The sequence below is a fragment of the Antarctobacter sp. genome, from assembly GCF_048262615.1.
Classification (GTDB): domain Bacteria; phylum Pseudomonadota; class Alphaproteobacteria; order Rhodobacterales; family Rhodobacteraceae; genus Antarctobacter.
In genome coordinates this window covers 1-21074 of the sequence record NZ_JBLXFB010000037.1, presented here as the reverse complement: position 1 = coordinate 21074, position 21074 = coordinate 1, and the positions used below count along the sequence as shown (strand labels likewise).

General features: G+C 58.6%; 20 protein-coding genes and 1 pseudogene. 12 read left to right on the top strand and 9 right to left on the bottom strand.

Annotated elements, in window-relative coordinates:
- The first annotated feature begins 10 nt into the window (after nucleotides 1-10).
- From ACN0S5_RS22265 to ACN0S5_RS22210, 12 genes are all read left to right on the top strand, one after another.
- Entirely contained in the window at nucleotides 11-1147 is a 1137-nt protein-coding gene (locus ACN0S5_RS22265) for an acyl-CoA dehydrogenase family protein (RefSeq protein ID WP_218394103.1), read from the top strand.
- An 11-nt stretch (nucleotides 1148-1158) separates the two neighbouring features.
- Nucleotides 1159-1929, top strand: coding sequence for an SDR family NAD(P)-dependent oxidoreductase (locus ACN0S5_RS22260; RefSeq protein WP_071974195.1), 771 nt, complete (start codon nucleotides 1159-1161; stop codon nucleotides 1927-1929).
- A gap of 9 nt (nucleotides 1930-1938) precedes the next feature.
- On the top strand, nucleotides 1939-3057 hold the full coding sequence (locus ACN0S5_RS22255) for a CaiB/BaiF CoA transferase family protein (RefSeq protein WP_071974196.1): 1119 nt from the start codon (nucleotides 1939-1941) through the stop codon (nucleotides 3055-3057).
- The gene (locus ACN0S5_RS22250) at nucleotides 3054-3935 is read left to right on the top strand and encodes a branched-chain amino acid ABC transporter permease (protein WP_071974197.1); all 882 of its coding nucleotides are present in this window, start codon (nucleotides 3054-3056) and stop codon (nucleotides 3933-3935) included. Before ACN0S5_RS22255 ends, ACN0S5_RS22250 begins: the two co-directional genes overlap by 4 nt.
- A gap of 4 nt (nucleotides 3936-3939) precedes the next feature.
- Nucleotides 3940-5019, top strand: a complete 1080-nt coding sequence (locus ACN0S5_RS22245; protein ID WP_071974198.1) for a branched-chain amino acid ABC transporter permease — start codon at nucleotides 3940-3942, stop codon at nucleotides 5017-5019.
- Nucleotides 5016-5783, top strand: coding sequence for an ABC transporter ATP-binding protein (locus ACN0S5_RS22240; RefSeq protein WP_071974199.1), 768 nt, complete (start codon nucleotides 5016-5018; stop codon nucleotides 5781-5783). The genes ACN0S5_RS22245 and ACN0S5_RS22240 overlap by 4 nt, the downstream gene beginning before the upstream one ends.
- Nucleotides 5746-6546, top strand: coding sequence for an ABC transporter ATP-binding protein (locus ACN0S5_RS22235; protein ID WP_379862613.1), 801 nt, complete (start codon nucleotides 5746-5748; stop codon nucleotides 6544-6546). Before ACN0S5_RS22240 ends, ACN0S5_RS22235 begins: the two co-directional genes overlap by 38 nt.
- Entirely contained in the window at nucleotides 6537-8357 is a 1821-nt protein-coding gene (locus ACN0S5_RS22230) for an AMP-dependent synthetase/ligase (protein WP_071974201.1), read from the top strand. Before ACN0S5_RS22235 ends, ACN0S5_RS22230 begins: the two co-directional genes overlap by 10 nt.
- A gap of 20 nt (nucleotides 8358-8377) precedes the next feature.
- Nucleotides 8378-9538 (top strand): ABC transporter substrate-binding protein, encoded by a 1161-nt coding sequence (locus ACN0S5_RS22225; protein WP_071974202.1) that lies wholly within the window; start codon nucleotides 8378-8380, stop codon nucleotides 9536-9538.
- A gap of 176 nt (nucleotides 9539-9714) precedes the next feature.
- The gene (locus ACN0S5_RS22220; protein ID WP_083545782.1) at nucleotides 9715-11160 is read left to right on the top strand and encodes a coniferyl aldehyde dehydrogenase; all 1446 of its coding nucleotides are present in this window, start codon (nucleotides 9715-9717) and stop codon (nucleotides 11158-11160) included.
- A gap of 31 nt (nucleotides 11161-11191) precedes the next feature.
- The gene (locus ACN0S5_RS22215) at nucleotides 11192-12799 is read left to right on the top strand and encodes a GMC family oxidoreductase (RefSeq protein ID WP_071974203.1); all 1608 of its coding nucleotides are present in this window, start codon (nucleotides 11192-11194) and stop codon (nucleotides 12797-12799) included.
- Between the two features lie 100 nt (nucleotides 12800-12899).
- Nucleotides 12900-13517, top strand: coding sequence for a TetR/AcrR family transcriptional regulator (locus ACN0S5_RS22210; protein WP_071974204.1), 618 nt, complete (start codon nucleotides 12900-12902; stop codon nucleotides 13515-13517).
- Between the two features lie 662 nt (nucleotides 13518-14179).
- On the opposite strand, the gene ACN0S5_RS22205 is transcribed toward ACN0S5_RS22210, so the two are convergent.
- From ACN0S5_RS22205 to ACN0S5_RS22165, 9 genes and pseudogenes are all read right to left on the bottom strand, one after another.
- Nucleotides 14180-15259 (bottom strand): type IV secretion system protein, encoded by a 1080-nt coding sequence (locus tag ACN0S5_RS22205; RefSeq protein ID WP_071974205.1) that lies wholly within the window; start codon nucleotides 15257-15259, stop codon nucleotides 14180-14182.
- 6 nt (nucleotides 15260-15265) lie between these two features.
- The gene (locus ACN0S5_RS22200) at nucleotides 15266-15670 is read right to left on the bottom strand and encodes a hypothetical protein (RefSeq protein ID WP_071974206.1); all 405 of its coding nucleotides are present in this window, start codon (nucleotides 15668-15670) and stop codon (nucleotides 15266-15268) included.
- A complete protein-coding gene (locus ACN0S5_RS22195; RefSeq protein WP_071974207.1) occupies nucleotides 15667-15846 on the bottom strand; it encodes a hypothetical protein in 180 nt (59 codons plus the stop codon). The genes ACN0S5_RS22200 and ACN0S5_RS22195 overlap by 4 nt, the downstream gene beginning before the upstream one ends.
- Nucleotides 15833-16831 carry an ATPase, T2SS/T4P/T4SS family gene (locus ACN0S5_RS22190; protein WP_071974208.1) on the bottom strand — a complete coding sequence of 333 codons (999 nt, stop codon included), beginning with the start codon at nucleotides 16829-16831 and terminating at the stop codon, nucleotides 15833-15835. Before ACN0S5_RS22190 ends, ACN0S5_RS22195 begins: the two co-directional genes overlap by 14 nt.
- 3 nt (nucleotides 16832-16834) lie before the next feature.
- Nucleotides 16835-18226 (bottom strand): TrbI/VirB10 family protein, encoded by a 1392-nt coding sequence (locus ACN0S5_RS22185; protein WP_071974209.1) that lies wholly within the window; start codon nucleotides 18224-18226, stop codon nucleotides 16835-16837.
- Nucleotides 18223-18924 (bottom strand): TrbG/VirB9 family P-type conjugative transfer protein, encoded by a 702-nt coding sequence (locus ACN0S5_RS22180; protein ID WP_071974210.1) that lies wholly within the window; start codon nucleotides 18922-18924, stop codon nucleotides 18223-18225. Before ACN0S5_RS22180 ends, ACN0S5_RS22185 begins: the two co-directional genes overlap by 4 nt.
- Entirely contained in the window at nucleotides 18921-19583 is a 663-nt protein-coding gene (locus ACN0S5_RS22175; RefSeq protein WP_071974211.1) for a virB8 family protein, read from the bottom strand. Before ACN0S5_RS22175 ends, ACN0S5_RS22180 begins: the two co-directional genes overlap by 4 nt.
- A 17-nt stretch (nucleotides 19584-19600) precedes the next feature.
- Nucleotides 19601-20428 (bottom strand): type IV secretion system protein, encoded by an 828-nt coding sequence (locus ACN0S5_RS22170; RefSeq protein WP_071974212.1) that lies wholly within the window; start codon nucleotides 20426-20428, stop codon nucleotides 19601-19603.
- Nucleotides 20428-20955, bottom strand: a pseudogene (locus ACN0S5_RS22165) (lytic transglycosylase domain-containing protein); the annotation flags it as partial. The pseudogene ACN0S5_RS22165 and the gene ACN0S5_RS22170, both read right to left, overlap by 1 nt.
- Nucleotides 20956-21074: the final 119 nt, after the last annotated feature.

The window sequence follows — 21074 nt, the reverse complement described above, 5'->3', positions numbered from 1 at the left end:
GGGCAAGATTATGTACCGCAAAACAGAAGAACAACAGGCGGCCGTGGACGGGTTGCGCCGGTTTCTTGACGAGAAGCTTGAGCCGGAAATTCGTAAGTACGACGATCAGGTTATCCCGGATGAGAAATTCCGGGAATGGGCCGGGCAGCTTTCCGAGTTCGGGGTGCTGACCGCACCACATCCAGAAGAACATGGCGGTTACGGCATGGATTGGGTGACGCACCTGATGCTGTTCGAAGAGGTGGTCTATTCCTCGCTTGATCTGGCCGTGCCGCTGTTGATCAACGTTGTGGCTGCCGATCTGTTGATCCGCCTTGCGCCGCCGGAATTGTGCGAACGCTATGTGCCGGACCTGCTGTCAGGCAAGAAATTTGCCAGTGTCGGCATTTCGGAACCGGACGTGGGCTCGGACGTGGCCGCAGTGAAAACCAAGGCGGTTCGCGATGGCGATTATTACGTGATCTCGGGAGAGAAGACTTGGATTTCCAGCGGGCGCTTTGCCGACATCTTCATTTGCACCTGCCGCACTGAGGAAGGGCTCAGTCATATCCTGATTGACCGCGAGGAGCATGGGTTCGAGACTCGCGATATCAAGAAAATCGCGCTCAATGGTCAATCCACGGCGCAGGTCTTCCTCAACGATGTGCGGGTGCCGGTCGGTAACATCATTGGTGACGCCGGTCAGGCCTTGCGCCAGACGCTTGTGGTCTTTGAGCGTGCCCGTTGTCACATGGCTGTTTGGGGCTATGCCGTGGGCCGCCGCGCCAATGATGAGGCCATTAAGTATTCTCGGGAACGCAGCCAGCACGGCAAGCTGATCGCTGGGCACCAGCTGATTGCCGACAAGATCGCCACCAATGCCACCAAGATAGACGCTGCCCGCCTGTTGACCCTGCGGGCAGGGGCGATGATCGACGCGGGCGAGCGCTGTGACGCCGAATGCGCCATGGCCAAGTGGTATGGCACCGAAATCGCTATAACCGCCGCGCGTGATGCCTTGCAAATCCATGGCGGCAACGGCGTGACCAAGGACTTCATCATCGAACGCCTGGCTCGAGAATCGCTGATCGGGCCGATCCCGGATGGGACCACGGAAATCCAGAAACTCATTATTGCGCGGTCGCTGACCGGCATCTCGGCATTCTAAAGGATCACATCGTGCAGATTGAGGGAAAGACTATCATAATCACTGGCGGCGCCTCGGGCCTCGGAGCCGAGACTATGCGTTACATGCATGGGCGCGGGGCCAATGTCGTGGCCTGCGACTTGAATGCCGAGGAGGGCATTGCGCTCGTTGCGGAACTGGGTGAGCGGGCCATGTTTGCCAAGCTGGACGTGACCAGCGACGAAGAGGCGGCGGCAGTAATCGCACAAGTGGTTGCGAAATTCGGCACGGTGCACGTCTGCATCAACTGTGCGGGCGTCGCTGCGCCAAGCAAGATCATCGAACGCGATGGCAATGCCACCTCGCTTGATGCTTACCGCCGGACCATTGATATCAATCTTGTCGGCACCTTCAATATGCTGTCGAAATGCGCCGCGCAGATGGCCAAGAACGATCTCGAGAACGGAGAGGAACGCGGCGTTTTGATCAACGTTGCTTCCGGAGCTGCCTATGAGGGGCAGATCGGGCAGGCGGCCTATGCAAGTTCCAAGAACGGTGTCATCGGGCTGAACTTGCCTGCCGCGCGCGAGCTTGGCCGTTACGGCGTACGCGTCAATGCCATCGCGCCGGGACTGTTCGGCACGCCTATGGTCATGTCCTTTGACCAAAAGGTAATCGACAGCCTGATAGAGAGTTGCGAAGCGCCCAAACGGGTCGGGCGAATGGAGGAATTCGCTCATGCCTGCGCCTTCCTGATCGAAAATGCCTATATCAACGGCGAGACCCTGCGCGTGGACGCGGCTACCCGCCTGAAAGCGCGGTGAGGTAGGCGTATGCAACTTCGCAGTGGTCCACTAAAAGGTGTGCGTGTGGTCGAGATGGCCGGGCTTGGACCCGCTCCATTTTCTGCCATGCATCTTGCCGATCTCGGAGCCGAGGTGGTGCGAGTTGCACGCCCAGGGCAGAAGTATCCGTTCCCGATCAAGGAAAAGTTTAACATCTACGACCGCTCGCGCCGATCGGTGGTGCTGGATTTGCAGACAGATGATGGGCAGGCGGCCCTTTGGCAATTGTTGGAGCGGGCCGAAATTCTGATCGAGGGCTTTCGTCCCGGCGTTATGGAAAAGCTAGGATTTGGCCCGGACGAGGTGCTCGGGCGCAGTCCCGCACTGGTCTACGGTCGGATGACTGGCTGGGGACAGACCGGCCCGCTGGCGCAGGCAGCAGGACATGATTTGAATTATGCCGCCCTGTCGGGGGCTATCTGGTCGGTGGGCGATGCAGACGCACCCCCAACGGTACCGCTGAACGTCGTCGGCGATTTGGCCGGTGGGGCAATGATGCTGAGCGTTGGAGTCTTGGCCGCCCTGACACATGCACGTGCGACCGGGCAAGGACAGGTCGTCGACACCGCGATGACCGACGGATCGGCGCTGATGATGGCGATGCAGTATGGGTTCTTGTCCGCCGGTTTCTGGAACGACAATGAACGGGGCTCGAACTTCCTGAATGGAGGTATGGCCTGGTACGGCTGCTATGAAACCTTGGACCGACAGTATGTCGCGCTGGGCTGCCTCGAACCGCAATTCTATGCCGAATTCCTTGAGCGCATGGGCCTCACAAATGATCCGGTGTTCAAAGATCAGTATACCTCTACAACGCAGACTTTGAAAAAGGAACGCTTGACTGAAGTCTTCGCCAGCAAGACCCGCGATGAATGGTGCGCCATATTGGAAGGAACCGATGCCTGTTTTGCCCCGGTTCTCTCGATGTCTGAAGCACCTGATCACCCACAAAACAAGGCGCGCTGCACATTCGTCGATGTTGACGGCGTTATCCAGCCCGCTCCTGCTCCGAGGTTTTCCAGAACCCCAGCTGCGCCCCCGACTGCCGCCGGCGCGCGAGAGATGACCGTTACCGAAATATTGTCCTATTGGAGTGTTGCCTCATGACCGGCCTCAACTTCGCGGATGTCATGCAGCTTGCCATTATTGGCTTGGCGCAGGGCAGTCTTTACAGCCTTATCGCGATCGGCCTTGTGCTGATCTACAAGGCCACAGAACAAATCAACTTTGCCCAAAGCGAGTTCATGATGCTCGGGGCCTTTTTCGGGTTCCAGTTTATCGTGCTCTGGGGAATGCCATTCTGGCTTGGCTTTCTTCTGGCCATCGCCGTGCTAGGGGGCATCGGATATACTTATGACGCGCTGGTGATCCGACGGATGACCGGACAGCCGGTCTTTGTCGTCTTTATCCTGACGCTGGCCACCGGCATCGTGCTGCGCGCGCTGGCGGGGATGTTTTGGGGGTTCGACAGTTTCTCACTGCCCTCGATGATGCCCGGTACAATTGACCTTACGGGTGTGATCATCGGCTGGGATCACGTGATTGCCATCCTGGCTGCAGCGCTCTTGTCACTGGCTCTCTTCCTCTTTTTCCGCTTCTCGCGGGTCGGCATTGCGATGCAGGCATTGTCGCTCAACCAACTGGCTGCCTTTTATATGGGTATGCCGGTCAAGCGGCTGACCTCTTCAATATGGGCTCTAGCCGCAATGTTCGGCGCGCTGGCCGGGCTTCTTCTCGGTCCGATTGCGCTGGTGTCCACGCAGATAGGATTCATCGGATTCAAGGCCTTTGCAGGGGCCATCGTCGGTGGGTTCGGGTCGATCCCAGGCGCAGTGCTTGGCTGCTTGCTTATTGGTTTTGCCGAGCCATTCTTCGACACCGCCTTCCCGACGCTCAAGGGCGTTGGGGCCTATGTGATCATGTTCGCAGTGCTGCTGGTTCGTCCGCAAGGGTTGCTTTCCCAGATGCACCAAAAAAAGGTCTGATCCGATGCGTATTACCTTCCGAAAATCCTATGAACAGGACATCCGACTTTTTCGCGACGGTGCACAGGCTGCTTGGTACCTGGGTTTCCTTGCGGTGGCGCTGCTGATGCCGCTCTTGGTCGATGGCTACTATCTGGACGAACTCAGTTTCGTTTACATTTACGCCATTGCTGGTCTGGGCCTGATGATCCTTACCGGCTTCTCGGGACAAGTCAGTTTCGGCCACGCGGCCTTTGTCGCTATCGGGGCCTATGCCCATACAATCATGATGACACGTTACGGTGTGCCATGGCTCTTGTCAGTGCCCTTGGCCGCGCTGATCTCCGGCATTGCAGGGCTAGCGCTGGGTCGGATCTGCTCCAAGATGCATGGACTTTATCTTGCCATTGCGACCCTGGCCTTTGCGCTCATCATCGAGCGCCTGATCGGGTCAGGAGGGGATTTCACCGGTGGTCACGGCGGTATGCCCGTTCCAGAAATCACCATCTTTGGCGTCGAGCTGTTCGAGAGCTGGCAGAAGTATTTCGTCAATCTCGGAGTGTTCGTAGGTGTGCTCTTGTTGGTGCGAAACCTCACCCGCTCGCGTAGCGGTCGGGCGATGATTGCGATCCGCGATAGCGAAGTTTCGGCTCGGGGTCTTGGTGTCGATATTGCCTTCTTCAAGGCCTATGCCTTCTTCCTTTCTGCCGCACTGGCCGGTCTGGCGGGCACGCTTTTGGCCCATGCCTTTTTCTTTCTCAGCCCGGAGAGTTTCGGAATGGGGGAATCGATCCGGCTCTTGCTGATGATCGTCGTGGGTGGCCTTGGCACCATTCATGGAGCCGTCTTTGGCGCGTTCTTCATCATGCTGCTCCCAACGGTTCTGAGCTGGATAAAGGTGCTGCTGCCCGCGGGCGTAGCTGCGTCCAGCGGGCTTGATAGCCTTGCCTTTGGCCTAATCCTGGTGGTGTTCATGCTGTTCGAACCAGACGGGCTTTATGGTCGTTGGCTCAAGATCCACCACTATTTCAACATCTTCCCGATGTACAAGCGACGCAGCTTCCAGCGTCAGAAAACCTTCCTCAAAACGGAGCGTCTGAGATGAGCTGGCTGGAAGTTGAAAACCTTACCCTAACCTTTGGCGGTTTGAAGGCGGTGGACAACCTGTCCTTTTCGGTCGAGCCGGATACGGTCTATACCATCATTGGTCCGAATGGTGCGGGCAAGAGCACGGTGTTCAACTTGATCTGCCGGATCTACGACCCGGTAGCGGGCGATGTTCGGCTGGGTGGTGAAAGCCTGCTCTCGGCCAAGCCGCACCAGATCGTGCGCCGCGGCATTGCTCGGACCTTCCAAAATATCGAGCTGTTCGAACATGCAACAATGCTCGAAAACCTGCTGATTGGTCGCCACAGCCGGGATGGTTTCAAACCTCTGCGCGAGCTCTTTTTTGCCGGTGGGCAGTTGGAGCAGGAACTGGCGCATCGCCGCAAGGCCGAGGAAGTGATTGAGTTCCTTGATCTTCAGGCACATCGCCACGCTCGCGTGTCTGATCTGCCGTATGGAATCCGCAAAAAGATCGAGATTGCTCGCGCTTTGGTCGCCGGACCCGAGCTGTTGTTGCTGGATGAACCGTCCAGTGGTCTGACCACCGAGGAAACCGCCGACATCGCCTTCTGGATCGAGGATATCAAAGCAGACCTCGGCATTACCGTGGTGATGATCGAGCACGACATGAAGTTGGTGAACAAAGTGTCCGATAAGGTGCTTGCTATCGCCGAGGGGCGGTTTCTGGCGGAAGGCACGGCCGCCGAGGTTCAGGACAATCAGGATGTTCAACACGCCTATCTGGGGACCGGCCATGACTGATCTATTAAAACTGGAAAACGTTGAAACATTCTATGGCAGGGTCATGGCGATCCGCGGGGTAAGCCTGTCCGTGCTTGAGGGCAAAATCGTGTCGATCATGGGCTCAAACGGCGCGGGCAAGACCACGATCCTGAAAACCATCTCGGGCGCCTTGGACCCCTTCAAAGGATCGATCAAGCTCGATGGGAACGAGATTTCCTCGCAAGACCCTGACGTGGTCGCCCGAATGGGCGTGGCCCATGTACCCGAGGGGCGCGAGGTGTTCTCGCTCTTGTCTGTGCGCGACAACCTGATGCTGGGGGCATATTGCCGCCGGGATAGGGGAGCGGTGCAACAGGATTTCGAAAAGGTGCTGGGTTGGTTCCCGGACCTGCGCAGCTTTATCGACAAACAGGCGGCCTATCTGTCCGGCGGCCAGCAGCAGATGCTGGCGCTTGGCCGCGCCTTCATGCAGAAGCCACGCCTTATGCTGCTGGACGAACCTTCCCTCGGCCTCTCCCCGCGTCTGATCGGCGAGATTTTCGACATCATCAAACACATCAATCGCGAGGAAGGCGTGACTATGCTTTTGGTAGAACAGAACGCCGCCGTGGCGCTGGAAACCTGCGACTTCGGCTACGTGATGGAGACCGGGCGCATCGTCATGGAAGGCGACCGCGATCGCCTATTGGCCAGCGAAAACATCCAAGAGTTCTACCTCGGCGTGAAGGACGAAGGCGTGCGCGAAGAACGTCGCTGGAAAGGGAAAAAGACATGGCGCTAGAAACTGTGAACTGGAACCCGCCCACCGTTTTAATCGACGGCTGCGACACCTTCGCCAAGCTGTTTCGCCAGAATTGCCTCGCGCGAGGCAATACCATTGCCATGCGCGAAAAAGAGCTTGGTATCTGGCGAGCCTATAGCTGGGCAGATTATTACGACCGCGCCCGGCAGGTTGGAGTGGCGCTCTTGTCCCTGGGGATGAAAACCGGCGATGTCGCCGCGATCATCAGTGAAGACAACAAGGAATGGGTGTTCACCGACCTGGGAACTCAGGGTATTCGGTGCGTCTGTCACGGACTTTACCCGACATTGCAGTCACGCCAGATGGCGTTTCAACTCAACGATAGCCAGGCCAAGGTTCTGTTTGTCGAGGATGAGGAGCAGCTTGATAAGTTCCTCGAACAAGAAACAAAGCTGCCCTACCTGAAACATGTGGTGGTCTACGACATGGAAGGGTTACGCCGTTTTTCGCACCCCAAGGTCATGTCATGGGAGGCATTTCTGGCGCTGGGCGATGAGGACCGTGCCAGGTTGGAGGTCGAATGGGACAAGCGCATCGACGCGGGTCTGCCCGAAGATCTCGCGATCCTGATCTATACCTCGGGCACCACCGGCAACCCCAAGGGGGCACAGGTGTCGAACCGATATATCTTGTCACAGGCCGACAATTCGCCGGACCTGCCCTTTGGTCCGGGGGACGAGTTCCTGACCTTTCTACCGTTATGCCATGCGGCGGAGCGGATTATCTCGGTGGCGATCCCGATCCGCTATGGTTCGGTCATTAACTTTGCCGAAAGCGGCGAGACTTTTGCAAAGGATATTCAAGAGGTTGCTCCCACGGCCATCTTCGCCGTGCCACGCGTATGGGAGAAGTTTTATTCCCGCATCAATTTCATCATGCAGGAAGGCACGCCTTTGGGTCGAAAGGCCTATAACTTGGCACTGCGCTTGAATGAAAAGGTGCAGGCTGGCGGTGGCTCTTTCCTCACGCGAATGGCGGCAAAACTCACAGACTATGCCGTGCTGCGCAATATCCGCATTGAACTGGGTATCAACCGGACCCACACCATCCTGTCCGGCGCGGCGCCGATCTCACCCAACCTATTGAATTGGTTCCAGACGCTTGGGGTCAGCGTGCAAGAAGCTTACGGCCAGACCGAGACCGGGATCATCACCGCTACGGTGCCAGGACAATCCCCCATCGGATCGGTTGGGCGAGCCTTCCGCGGCGTGGAGTTAAAAATCGCTGAGGATGGTGAAATACTTGTCCGCGCGCGCAGCAACTTCTCGGGCTATCACAACGCGCCTGAAAAAACCGATGAAACCGTTCTTGATGGCTGGGTCTATACCGGTGACATCGGCAAGCTGGATCAGAATGGCGATCTGTTCATTCTTGACCGGAAAAAGGACATCATCATCACAGCGGGCGGTAAGAACATCACGCCGTCATTGATGGAAAACGAGCTAAAATTCTCGCCGTATATCTCCGACGCTGTTGTCATAGGAGACAAGCGCAAGTTCCTGACAGCGCTGATCATGATCGACCAGGAAAATGTCGAGAAATACGCCCAGGAACAGCGCATCCCCTTTAGCGATTACAAATCGCTATGCCGCAACCCGGCTATCGAAGAACTGATCGATAAGGAAATCGCATCCGTCAACAAAGGCTTTGCGTCCGTCGAACAGGTTAAGAAATTTCGCCTGATAGACATCCTTCTGACAGCAGATGACGAGGAACTGACACCAACCATGAAGCTCAAGAGAAAGGTCGTGGAGGAGAAGTACGGCGATCTGATCGCGAGCATGTACTGAATCAACCAACGGAGGAGAACATGAAACAACTTATCGCAGCATTGAGTGCCGCTGCCCTTCTGGGCACACCGGCACTGGCGGAAACCCAAGGGGTGAGCGCCGACAGTATCAAACTGGGATCGTATACCGACCTTTCCGGGCCACTGGCCGTTTGGGGCGTGCCCAGTGCCAATGGTATGCGCATGCGTATCGATGAAGCCAACGCAGCGGGCGGTGTGCATGGCCGCAAGATCGAGATTGTCATCGAGGACATGCAATACCAAGTGCCGCGCGCGGTGCAGGCAGCAAACAAGCTGATCCGCCGGGACAAGGTTTTTGCAATCATCGGTGCCCTTGGCACTCCGCAAAACCTTGCCGTGATGCCAACTCAGTTCAACGCCGGGGTGCCAAACATGTACCCATTGACCGCCTCAAAGGTCATGACCGATCCGGTGAACCCAATGGTCTATAGCTTTTTCCGCAGCTATTATGAGCAGTTCAGGGCTGCGGCCGCCTATTTCTACGAAAATGGCGGTTATTCCACGCCTTGCGTTGCGCAAATCGCCAATGAAGCGGGCGAGGAGATGACCCACGGGGTCGAGGATCAACTGGCCGAATATGGGATGAAGATCGTCGCCAAAACGGAACATTCCGCCACCGAGACCGACCTGACCTCGTCGGTGACCACACTGAAGAACGCAGGCTGTGACATCGTCTTCCTGTCCACCTCGGTGCGGGACACGATCATCACCGTGGCCACCGCCAAGAAACTGGGCTTCGAGCCCATCTTCGTGACCGGAATGGTGCCCTACATGGATGCCGTGGCTGGGGCTGCCGGTGGCGCTATGCAGAACCTGTACCTTGTCGCGCCCTTCGTCTATGAGTCCGCCGCTAATGCCGAAGGTGAAGCCAAGCGGATTCTCAAAGCCTATGAAGCCACTCACGGCAAGGCAATGGAACCGCAGGCGCAGCTTGGCTACATCTTTGCCGATCTGACAATTAAGGCGCTGCAAGAGGCAGGCAAAGACCTGACCACCGAAAACTTCCTTGCGGCCACCGAGGCGATAGAAGGCTATGTAGACCCGATCGGCGGTCAACCGGTCAGCTTCTCGGCCGATGACCACCAGGGCTCGGATACCTTTATCATGGCCAAGGTCAACAACAGCGCCTGGGAAGTTGTGGCGCGCGGGCTCGACTACTGATCCCACTCCCTTTCGGGGGCCTCTGCCAATCGGTGTGAGGCCCCCGGCATCAAGCCTGTAACAGTTCGATTTGCAGCGCCAACGCGCGCGCGACCCACGGCCCAACCCGCTAGCCGGTTCTCCAGGCTTGCCCAGATGCCCCTGCCGGTCGGCCTTTCGGACAGAAAGGAAACACAATGAATTCGCATGCGACACCCATCGTCCCGGATACGTCCATCGACGATCTCAAGGCGCTTTTTGCCCGCCAGAAGGCGGCGTCGAACGCCAACCCTTACCCGTCCTATCAGGAACGGCGCGGCAATATCGAAAAGCTGCTGACCCTGACGGAAAAACATAAGCACGACATCTGCGAGGCCATCGACAAGGATTTCGGCAACCGTTCGGTGCGCGAAACCACACTGGCCGATCTCATGCTCGTCATCTCGGGGGCCAAACACGCCCGCCGGCACCTGCGCCGCTGGATGCGCACGCGCCGGGTGGGCACCACCCTGCATTCGCTGCCCGCCACAAGCAAGATCATGCCACAACCCCTGGGCGTGATCGGCAATATCGCCCCGTGGAACTATCCTTATGCCATCGCGCTTTTGCCTGCCGTGCACGCGCTGGCCGCGGGCAACCGGATGATGATCAAGCCCAGCGAGGTGACGGTGCACACGACCGAGCTTCTGGGCAACCTCGTGTCGGACAATTTCGACGAGGACCTGTTGGCCATCGTCACCGGCGGGCCGGACCTGGGCAACGCCTTCGCCGAACTGCCGTTCGATCATTTGATCTTTACCGGCTCCACCGCCGTGGGCCGCAAGATTGCCCAGGCGGCGGCGCCGAACCTGACGCCGATCACGCTGGAACTGGGCGGCAAATGCCCGGCGATCATCGACCACAGCTATGATCCGTCCAAGGCGGTCAACTCGATCCTGCGTGGCAAGGTGCTGAACTGTGGCCAGACCTGTATCGGGGTGGATTACATCTTTGTCCCGACCGAGAAGCTCGACGGGTTTGTCGAGGACATGAAGAAGGGCTTTACCAAGTTCTTCCCCAAGCTCGAAGGCAACGAGGACTACACCACCATTGTCTCGGACCGCCATTACGACCGCCTGCGCAATCTGGTGACAGACGCGCGTGACAAGGGGGCAAAGGTGGTCACGGTCAACCCGGATGGCGGCGAAGGCAGCACCAACAACCGTGTCCTGCCGCTCAACATGGTGATCAACCCGACCGAGGACATGACGGTCATGCAGGAAGAGGTGTTTGGCCCGGTCCTGTCGATCAAGACCTATGACAGGCTGGACGAGGTCACGAATTACATCAACAGCCATGACCGCCCGCTGGCGCTCTATTGGTTCGGCCATGACCGCGCCAAGGAAAAATACATGCTGCAAAACACCTGGGCCGGGGGGATGTGCGTCAACGAAACCCTGTTCCACGTGTTCCAGGAAAAGCTGCCCTTTGGCGGCATCGGGGCCAGCGGCATGGGCACCCACACCGGCAAGGCCGGGTTTGACAGTTTCAGCGCCCACAAGCCGGTCTTCCGGCAGGCGCGGCTGAATTCGGCCGACCTGCTCAACCCGCCTTACGGCAAGCTGACTGACACGCTCTTGGCGGTGATGAAGAAAATCGTCTGACACAGACACATAGATAACAGGGAGAGTAACAATGGCAGATTATGTCGTCATCGGCGGAGGATCCTCGGGAGGGGTTGTCGCCGCCCGTCTATCCGAAGACCCCAACACCACCGTCACGCTTTTGGAAGCGGGCGGTCCGGGGAACTCCAAATTCGTCTCGATCCCCGGCATGTTCGCCGGGCTGATCCAGGACTACAAGATCAACAAGTTGAACTGGCGCTTCCGCACCGCGCCGCAGAAGAAGCTGAACAATCGCTCGCTCTATCACCCGCGCGGCAAGATGCTGGGCGGCTCGTCGGGCATGAACGGCATGGTCTATATCCGGGGCGAGTCCGGCGACTATGACCGCTGGTCCGAACTGGGCAACGAAGGTTGGAGCTACGACGAGGTGCTGCCCTATTTCCGCAAGGCCGAGAACAATGAACGCGGCGCGGATGATTATCACGGCGATAGCGGACCGCTACATGTGAGCAACGGCGACGAGTCCTTTGATTTCTATTCGGCCTTCCTCGCCTCGGGGGAAAAGCTGGACTACCCCAAGACCGCCGATTTCAACGGCGCCAACCGCGAAGGGCTGGGCATCTACCAGTTCACCACCAAGAACGGCGAACGCGCCTCGGTCAAGTTCTGCTATCTCGATCCGATCATGGATCGCAAGAACCTGGATATTCAGGTCAAGGCCACGGTGCGCCGCATCGTCATGGAAGACGGCCGCGCGGTGGCGGTCGAATACGACCAGGACGGCCAGACCAAGCGGGTCGAGGTGGGCAAGGAGGTCATCGTCAGCGGCGGGGCCTTCGGCTCGCCGCAAATCCTGATGCTCTCGGGCATCGGGCCGCGCGACGAGCTGGAAAAGCACGGCATCACGGTGCAGCACGAATTGCCCGGCGTGGGTGAAAACCTGCATGATCATCCGGATGTGATGTTCGTGTTCAAGTCGAAGAAACGCACCGGTATTTCGCTGGGCCCGCTGGGCACGCTCAAGAACCTTGCCGCGTTTTACCAGTATTTCACCAAGCGCAAGGGCTGGCTCGCCAATCCGCCCACGGCGGCGGGTGGCTTCCTGCGGTCTGAGCCGGGCAAGAACAACCCGGATTTCCAGCTTCACATGGTGCCGCTGCCCTATCGCAACCACGCCCATGACTACATGTCGATGATCAAGTGGGGCTTTACCATGATCGTCAATATCGGCCATCCGCGCAGCCGGGGGCGTTTGACGCTGAAGGACGCCAATCCGGGGTCCGAACCCAATATCGACCTGAACCTTCTGGATCATGTCGATGACCTCAAGGACATGCGCAACGCCTTCAAGGTGACCCAGGAAATCCTTCACGGCCCGCCGCTCAAGGATAAGATCGCCAAGCCGCTATACCCCAAGCGTTACCTCGACACCGATGCCGAGATTGACGACTTCCTGCGCGCCGAGGTCAACCACGCCTACCACCCGGTCGGCACCTGCAAGATGGGCCGCGATGACATGGCCGTGGTCGATGCCCGGCTCAAGGTTCGGGGGCTGGCCAATGTGCGGGTGGCGGACGCCTCGATCATGCCCGAGATCATCAACGGCAACACCAACGCCACCTGTATCATGATCGGTGAAAAAGCCGCCGACATGATCAAGCAGGACGCAGCCGCCTGACAAACCTCGCCCCCGGGAAACCACCATTCCCGGGGGCGGCTTTTCGATCCCGCGTAATTCATATATATGCCTGCGCCAACAAGCACGAAGCGAGGACGCCGTGAACGAGATCAGCTGGGGCCGCAAGACCAAGGATTCCAAGCGTCAGCAGAAGCTGAAACGCCGGGTTTTGCTCGACACTGCGGCACATGAGTTTACCACCAAGGGCTATTCCGAAACCTCTATCAATGATCTGGCCGACCTGCTCGATGTCTCGAAACCCGCGCTGTATTATTACGTGAAGAACAAGGAAGATATCCTGCTGCAGTGTGTCGAAATCTCGCTTGAACTGATCATGGACATATTCGAGCGGGTCAACGACCTCGCCCTTTCGGGGATTGAAAGGGTGCGTGCCTATTTCCAGAATTACGCCACGATTTGCACCGGCGATTACGGCTATGCCCTGATCCGCGAAGGCAACAAGCATCTGGGCCCCGAGAACAAGGCCAAGATGCGCAAGATCATGGAAAAGGGACAGGAAGCGGTAGAAGGATTGATCGACGCTGGTGTGAAGGAAGGCTCGATCGCGCCCTGCGAAGCCAAATATGTCGCCTATGTTTTGTTCTCGACCTTCAATCAGATGGCATTCTGGTATTCGCCTGAGGGCGACAAGAGCGAAGCTGAGATTGCAGATCAATTGTTGAAAATCGTGTTCTCGGGCATTGAGCCCAGGAAATAATAAATTTTGCCTTCATCTTTCGGGAAACAGCTTTACCGATATTGATACCGGGATCGTTGAGCTGAAGGAGTGTTCCATGCATTTCTCGAAAAGGACGCCGTCGTACCGGCGAAATACAACCCTCCAACTGCCGAGTTTCGAATAGGGATCGTCACGTTCGGCTAATAGAGCTGAATTCGTCACGAAGTTAGCCAGATCTCGGATGAGAAGATAGCTGCTGTTCGTGGTTTGCGCTAGGAAATCGGGAACGTCCTGCGTCTTTCCAGTCACCACGGTTTGTAACAAAAATCAGCTTGTAAAAAGCATTTCACAACAGGGTTTGGCGTCCGTTTCGGGCAAACACACTGTGCCGCCGTAAAGTGCTTGTTGCGGGAGGTCTGTTTTTGCGCAGGCACAAACCTATAGACAAATGGCGGCTCCGTCCCACTTTACGATGATCGGTCCCGGTTATGGCGAAAGGGCGGTTTGAAATTCGCACCGTAGATTGGCTTGTAGTAACCGCTTTGGCGAAATTGGCTACAACGCGGCGATGGATGTGCCGCACCTGCAAGGGAATGCTGCGTCAGCGAACTCCCGGATGGGCAACGGCGGTAAAGTTCGCATCGTGCAAATTCACGTGCGGAGCAGCGAATGTCGGCGCGCCGACTGAGCCCAGACATTGACTATCGACGCCCCAGCCGTCCGAGCCTTGCGAGTTGCGCCAGCATCTGGGTACCAGTGTCGGAGGAGGTGTTGGAAGGGGGTGGAGTCGGACCTCCAGCAGAGTTCGGACGCGCCGGCAGCGATTGAACTCCCAAGAATTGTCTTGCCCTTAGCGCCGCATACTCTGCACCCGTCGCGCCGCCAATGGCATATCGGTTGTAGACCTGCTGGCTCCCGGCAAGCCCACGGGCGAAGGCGTAGCTCCCGCCAAATCCGGCTGAAAGCGCCGGCATCATGATGTTGCCGGAGACGGATCGGACGATAAAAGGTGTCGCGATGATGAAGCCTTTGGCCATGAGCACCATCATGAAGAACGGGATGAGCGCCCCTATGTTTGAAGCGCCCTCGGGATCGCCGAGTTCTGCGAGTAGGGCCCTTGAAACCCCGGTGATCGTTGCGAAGACACCCGCCACGATGATCGGGTACATTGCGAAGGAGATGAGTGCCGATAGCCAGCGTGCGAAATAGTCCTTGGTCACCTCGAAGAGGGTAAGGAAGATCATGACGGGCGCGATCCCAATCAGGAGCGCGACCATCAACCGTGACGCGACGACGATAAATGCAGCCAAGCCGCCGAGGATTGAAAGTAGCAGGACCCCGAGCGTGTCCAAGAGTGCTCCCGCCATCCAATTCAGTTCGGACCCTGCGGCATTGAGATAGTCGCCAAGTGCCGCGATGAGGTCATCGAATTCTTCGGCGAAGGTTCCTGAAGGCCCCGGAGCGCCGCCACCGACGGAGGCGACCAGCGATCCCGCGATACTGTCGATACCGCTCAGAATGGCTGAAGCGAGCCCATTGAACTGAACCCAATTCGTAGCAAACACACCTATCAAGGCGAGTTTCACGGCCAACCAGAAGGCAGTGCGCCCATCCATGGCGCGGTACTGATAGATCATATTGATGCAGACCAGGATGACCACAAGCGTCGTTCCGACAACCAGCAATGTGCCAACTGTCGCGGCCACTGCGCCGAATTGTGTCTCTGCGGCCGTGTCAAGATAGCCTTCAGCTGTTTCTACGAAGTAGGTGACGACGCTCATGAACGGTTACCAGTTGCCTTCGGCTTCACAAATCGGCATTGCCTCACGCCGAAGTTCGTTTGCCCGCTTGCGGTATTCCGATGTTGCCTCGACGACATCCCAATACTCTGAAGCCGCGTAGCGCTCGAAGAAGACGCCTTCGACCGCCTCCCAGGGCGGATAGCGTGTGGCGCATTCGCAGCTCTGCGCATCAACAATGCGTTGCATGCTTTCTGCCCGGTAGATTTGCTGAACCAGGAGACGCTTGTAGGACTCCCGCATTTCGATGTTTTGCATCCACTCCGGCTCGAGGGGCTGTTCCGAGCAAACATCGGGTTGGTTGTCGAGCGTAGGGATCAGGTTGCGCTCGGCCGTTCCGGGTGTCGCGTAACAAAGCCCCAGCAAACATGCAACGGTGATGACCTTCCTCATTTCGACGTCTCGGTGATCTCGCGTTTCACGAAGGTCGTGTAGCCGTAGTCACCCGCCTCAGCCGTGATGACCTCCCAGCCTTCCGCACCTCGTTCGTTCAGGATGCGGCGCATCTCGCCAAAGTCCTTCTGTTTCCTCACTTCGAAGAACAGGATGTCGTATTCAAACTGCTTCATTGATGGTGCCTCCGCTTGTGTTGGTCCCGGGGAGATAGAATTCGGTGATGCCGCGTGCGCCATCTTCGCGACCAGCCTGAATGATCACGTCGATCGAGCTTTCGATGTATTGGACCATGTCCTGGTAGGTCATTGGGATCTCGGTCTTGAGCGCGGCAATGGCCAGGCGCTGCACGGCGAGTTGCGGCGTCTCGGCATGAAGCGTGGTCATCGAGCCGCCGTGACCGGTGTTGATGGCCTCGAGGAAGGTCATGGCCTCCTTGCCGCGCACCTCGCCGAGGATGATCCGGTCGGGCCGCATGCGAAGGGTTGCCGTCAGAAGCACATCGGCGGTCTGGAACTCCGCATCGCGATTGGCGATCAGGGTGACCGCATTTGGTTGGGAGGGCAGAAGTTCGGCGGCCTCCTCGATGGTAACGATCCGCTCCTCGTCGCCAACATGGGACAGGATCTTGCGCGCGGCGACGGTCTTGCCGGTTGAGGTGCCACCGGAGACGATCATGTTGAGCTTGTTGTCGACGCAGAATTTCAGCGCATCGTTGATGTCTTCCGCGGTCACCACTTCCCGTAGAGCGCGGTTCTTCTCCTGTCGCAACTCTTCGAGCTTGCGCTCCTCGCCGTAGAGGAACTTCAGTTCAATCCGATCCAGCGGCAGGCTCGAGAAGAAGCGCAGCGAGATTGACATGCCCGAAAGCACGGCGGGTGGCGTCACCACCTGGGCGCGGATGGGCCGGTCGCGATAGGTGATCGAGACCGAGACGATGGGTTTGTCCTTGCTCATGGTCGTGCTGGCAGAGGACGCGATCTGGTTGCCGAGGTCTTTGACTTCTGTGGCGGAAAGGCGTTGGTCCAACACTCGCATGAAATGGTCGCCTTGGAATTCTCCCCAGCAGGTGCCGTCGGGATTGATGCAAATCTCGATCACATCATCGCGGGCGGCATCCCGCAGCTTGTCGAGCGAGGCCTGGAGATAGGAGAGCGTCATGGGTCAGAAGATCTCCAGATCACGATCTACCATGACGGTGACGCGCGCACCCTGATCGATATGGATGACCGGGCCGATGGAGAGGTATTCGCCGATCACGGAATCGGTGGCATCAGCCAGATCATCGCCAACGTCCTCGAGCACTTCGGCTGTGGTTTCATTTTCGACCTGGGCTGCGGCAGCGCTTGGGGCTGCGGAGATGATCGAGATGAGCGCGGCCGAGCCGAAGCGTTGGGCAAAGCGTGTGTCGACAAATCCGGTCACGCCGGACCGGCCCAATTCATCGCCCCCGAAAGCACTGATCTGGATGGATTGATTGTCAGGCAGGATAATTCGGTCCCAGGCGATGGTGACGCGGCGCTGCGATATCTCGATGCCGGACCGGTAACGGCCGATGAGACGCGAGCCGCGCGGGATCAGCAGCCGCGTGCCATCAAAGCTGAAGACATCTTCGGAGATGATGGCACGGGTTTGGCCGGGCAGGGAGCTGTCGAGGGCGGTTTCCATCACGGCCTGGATCATCGTGCCCTGGATGACGGTGTTCGAGGGGTTGGCGATCACCTCGGCCTGGGTCACGGTGCTGGGCAGTGCACCATTCTGCACGAAATCCGTCACTTCGCCAAAGCTGCGCTCGGAAAGTGCCGTCTCGCCGGTATTGGCACCGCCAGTTCCTCCAAATGCAATAACCGGCGAAGCAATCCGACGTTCCTGGAAGGCACGTTCCTCATCCGCGCGGCGCTGCAGTTCCGCCATGCGCCGAGCTTCTTCTTCGCGGGCTAAACGCTCCGCCTCCCGGGCACGAAGCTCATCCTCAGAGGGGCCCAGCGGGGCAGGGGTTGGTTTGCTGGCCTCGAGTCGAGCCAGTTCCAGGTCCGTACGCAACTGCTGCATCGCCCGGTCGCGGGCGGCAAGCTCCTCTCGGAATTGTTCCTGTGCTCCCTCTGACGCCGCCTGCAAGGCCGCGATCTGCGCGGTCAGCGCATCGATGGCATCTGCGGCAGCCGTGTCTTCCTCGACCACGGGTTCCGGCGCGGTCTTCAGTTCCTCGATCTGGGTCTGGAGGGCTTTGATCTGGGCAAGCAGCTCGGCATTGGGTTCGACCGGGTCGGGCGTAACCACGACAATTTCCGGTTCGGGGGCAGGGGGTGGGACAAAGGGTTCGATCTCGCCAAAGCCATCCCCTTCGGATTGGAACTCGTCTGGCGTCGCCGTTGGCAGGGCGATCTCTTCCTCGGGCGTTGACACGAGGTAGAGCAGCGCACCACCGGCGAGGATCAATCCAACAATGAGGAGTGCGAGCAGTGGCGATCGACGCCTCTGAACGGGCCCATGACGTGGGTTGCCCTGTTCCAAGGCGGCGAGGCGCTGTTCAAGATCGGCGTTATTGTCGCTCATGAGCCCGCTCCCGAGGGTGTCGTCGCTTCGATGCAAACCACTTCCTCGCCGAGCCGCAGCACCCATTGGCGGCTCACGCCGGAGACTCGGATGGCGCCATCTTCCACGACGGCGGTGTTCACCGTGCGCTCACGGCCGTTCGCATAGCGGAAGATGCCGGGCACCGGTGCGTTTCGCGGGAAGGCAAAATAGGTGAAGGTCCCGTCATCCCAGATCCGCGTCGGGGTGAACTCGGAACGCGCACTGGCGCCGTAATTGTAGTTCGGCGCCGCACGTGCGATCGCACCCGCCGCCCGGCGGTTGTCCTGAGGGTAGCGGAACTGGACCACGTAGAAGGTCGGGCTCGAGGCCTCATTCACGTTGAAATAGTAGCTGCGGCGATTGGTGTAGACCGTGACGTTGGTGTGCACACCGCGGGCCAGCGGCTTGATGGCGAAGGCCCGCCCGCCCGGCACGCCGTCGATCTCGAAGCCTTCCGTATCGCCAGCGATGATCGACCGGATGCTTTCACCCTCGCCAAACTCGATGGTGGTGACATGGGTCAACGAAACGCTGAGCCGGTAGACCTGTCCCTCCTGGTAGGTTGCGATCCGCACGCGCCGGTCCTTTGGGCCGCCGCGCGGAATAGCTTCGGCTAAGGCAAGAGTGGGGACAAGAACCGCCAGTACTAGAATGAAACTCAAGGGGCGCAAATTCAGTTCTCCAATCTGTCCGAGCGGATCGAATACTCGATGACGGTAAATCCAAAGGGGTTGGTCCAGACCTCATCGATGGTGCGGCGGGTCTCGGGGCGGAACTCGAAGAGCATCGTCGCCGTGAACAGCCCAGCCTGAACGCCATTGATGGAGGTCAGGCGTTTGCGCAACCGAACGCTCGCCCGGTTGTTGCCGATCCGATTGATGCTGAGGATCTCGACCTCAAGCCTTGCGTTCGGTCCATAGACGGTCGGCGGGTATTGCGCGTTCGCCGAGTTCCAGATTTGGCGCAAAGAGGCCTGCGCGGCTCCGTCCGAGCGTCGCAGCACGCTTCTGATGCGCACATCATTGTCGAGCTGGTTATAGACCTCACGATCGGTCACATAGCGGAAGACCTCCGCCTCGATGATGGCCTGGTTTTCCGTGACGGTGGTGGCGCCAACTGAGGCCTCGGGCAGAGCAAAGCCGGTGTTGGGATCGTAGGGCACGACGACGGGTGGCGGATCCACATCGAGGATCGCAACCGCGGCAGCACCGAGGCAGCCAAGGATGCCGAAGATCAGCCCCAGGAGTCCGAGGCGTTGCCAGAGCCGTTCCCGGCGCAGGGCGCCGTAGACCAGTTCTTCTTCGATGATGGCCGTTTCTTCGTCCAAACTCGTCATCCTTTTGACGTTTCGAATTAGTCCGCACGTAGGGTGGGGAGGGTGAACTCCATGAAGCGCTGCTCCTCGGCGATGGTGGCGGCGTCGATCACACCGCCGGTGCCATCGCCCACCGTCTGCACCGCTTCAAGCTGCCACATGGCCACAAGCGCGATGGCCAGCTCTGCCGTGACGCGGGTGTTGAGATCGACGCTTTCCTTGAGCTCATCCATGTCGTCGATGAGGCCCACGAGCCGATCAACGCGCTCGAGTGATTGCCCGGCATCGTCGTAGCTGTTCTGGGCCGCGGCCGAGACCAGGGCGCCGGTGGTCGCCTGCGTCGCGATACGGTTGGCGCTTGCATTGCCGCTGGTGGCCATCTCGCGGAGCGTATCATCATCGAAGCCGAGATCGGCCAGCACCCGGTCCATCTGGGTTTCGATCTTGCTGGCCCCGGAGCCTGTGAGCCTGGAGAAGTCGCCGGTCTTGATTGCTTCGATGGTTGCGATGATGTCCCCGAACTCCCGATCAAGGAGACCGTTCAGCTCCTCTTCCATCTGAGTTCGGATAATCTCGGGTAGCTCGGCGAGGCGTGTCAGCGCCTCATAGGTGCGTTGCAGCTCCGCGAGTTGATCCCTGAGTGTGGCCAGCTGTTCGCGAAGTTGCGTGAGCTGCTCGTTCTGCAGGATTTCATCTTCGATCATCTGCCGAAGCTGCTGGATATTCTGGGTGATGTTCTGGGTGTCGACGACCGGCACACCCTGGGCCTGGCCCGGAGTGCTGGTGAAGAAACAGCTGCCAATCGCGATGGTGCTGACAAGTGACGCACTGCGCAGAAACTGCGGGAAACGACGTGACCAAAACATCAATCCAAATCCTCCAATGTGAATTCCATGTAATTGCCCTCGGCCATGTGGGCGGCGGCTTGGGCGAGCTGGGCCGCGGTGAGGGGCTGTGTGCGCGCTGCCTTCAGTCGAATGCGCGCAGCTATCAGACGGACCAGCTCTGAGCGGGCATAGGTGTTGAGCGCCATGCTCTCCTGAACATCCGACGTGCTGCCGACGCGGGTGACGATGTCCTGGATGCGCAGCGCGGCTTGCTGGATCGCGGCGGGCGCGTTGTTGCCATAGAAGGCGGCGCCATGGCCGGTGAGCGAGAGATTGGCATTGGCCAGGAGGGCAGGGTCGATCGTACCAAGCGCTTCGATCCCGCCGATCCGCGCCAGGTAGAGGTTGTAGCGCTCCGGGATGACCGTGACGTAGTGCCGGGTTTCCTTGAAGGGCGGCACACCACCGTATTCGATCACGCGACCCGGGCCGGCGTTATAGGCCGCAAGCGCGTTGATGATGTTGCCATCAAAGGTGTTGAGCTGTGCCGCGAGATAGCGCGCTCCTGTCACTGTACCCTCATTAATCAGAATTGCCTTTAAAATTATCGTTTGTTTTCAGCGGCACGATGTACCCTTAATTTTCATATTGTACCGTTAATTGCCATACTGTACCCTTTATTAGC

Bases quoted from the DNA above. Each gene is read 5' to 3' on its own strand.
- ACN0S5_RS22265 (WP_218394103.1), top strand. From the start codon at position 11: ATGTACCGCAAAACAGAAGAACAACAGGCGGCCGTGGACGGGTTGCGC.
- ACN0S5_RS22255 (WP_071974196.1), top strand. From the start codon at position 1,939: ATGCAACTTCGCAGTGGTCCACTAAAAGGTGTGCGTGTGGTCGAGATG.
- ACN0S5_RS22250 (WP_071974197.1), top strand. From the start codon at position 3,054: ATGACCGGCCTCAACTTCGCGGATGTCATGCAGCTTGCCATTATTGGC.
- ACN0S5_RS22245 (WP_071974198.1), top strand. From the start codon at position 3,940: ATGCGTATTACCTTCCGAAAATCCTATGAACAGGACATCCGACTTTTT.
- ACN0S5_RS22240 (WP_071974199.1), top strand. From the start codon at position 5,016: ATGAGCTGGCTGGAAGTTGAAAACCTTACCCTAACCTTTGGCGGTTTG.
- ACN0S5_RS22235 (WP_379862613.1), top strand. From the start codon at position 5,746: ATGTTCAACACGCCTATCTGGGGACCGGCCATGACTGATCTATTAAAA.
- ACN0S5_RS22230 (WP_071974201.1), top strand. From the start codon at position 6,537: ATGGCGCTAGAAACTGTGAACTGGAACCCGCCCACCGTTTTAATCGAC.
- ACN0S5_RS22225 (WP_071974202.1), top strand. From the start codon at position 8,378: ATGAAACAACTTATCGCAGCATTGAGTGCCGCTGCCCTTCTGGGCACA.
- ACN0S5_RS22220 (WP_083545782.1), top strand. From the start codon at position 9,715: ATGAATTCGCATGCGACACCCATCGTCCCGGATACGTCCATCGACGAT.
- ACN0S5_RS22215 (WP_071974203.1), top strand. From the start codon at position 11,192: ATGGCAGATTATGTCGTCATCGGCGGAGGATCCTCGGGAGGGGTTGTC.
- ACN0S5_RS22205 (WP_071974205.1), bottom strand. From the start codon at position 15,259: ATGAGCGTCGTCACCTACTTCGTAGAAACAGCTGAAGGCTATCTTGAC.
- ACN0S5_RS22200 (WP_071974206.1), bottom strand. From the start codon at position 15,670: ATGAGGAAGGTCATCACCGTTGCATGTTTGCTGGGGCTTTGTTACGCG.
- ACN0S5_RS22195 (WP_071974207.1), bottom strand. From the start codon at position 15,846: ATGAAGCAGTTTGAATACGACATCCTGTTCTTCGAAGTGAGGAAACAG.
- ACN0S5_RS22190 (WP_071974208.1), bottom strand. From the start codon at position 16,831: ATGACGCTCTCCTATCTCCAGGCCTCGCTCGACAAGCTGCGGGATGCC.
- ACN0S5_RS22185 (WP_071974209.1), bottom strand. From the start codon at position 18,226: ATGAGCGACAATAACGCCGATCTTGAACAGCGCCTCGCCGCCTTGGAA.
- ACN0S5_RS22175 (WP_071974211.1), bottom strand. From the start codon at position 19,583: ATGACGAGTTTGGACGAAGAAACGGCCATCATCGAAGAAGAACTGGTC.
- ACN0S5_RS22170 (WP_071974212.1), bottom strand. From the start codon at position 20,428: ATGTTTTGGTCACGTCGTTTCCCGCAGTTTCTGCGCAGTGCGTCACTT.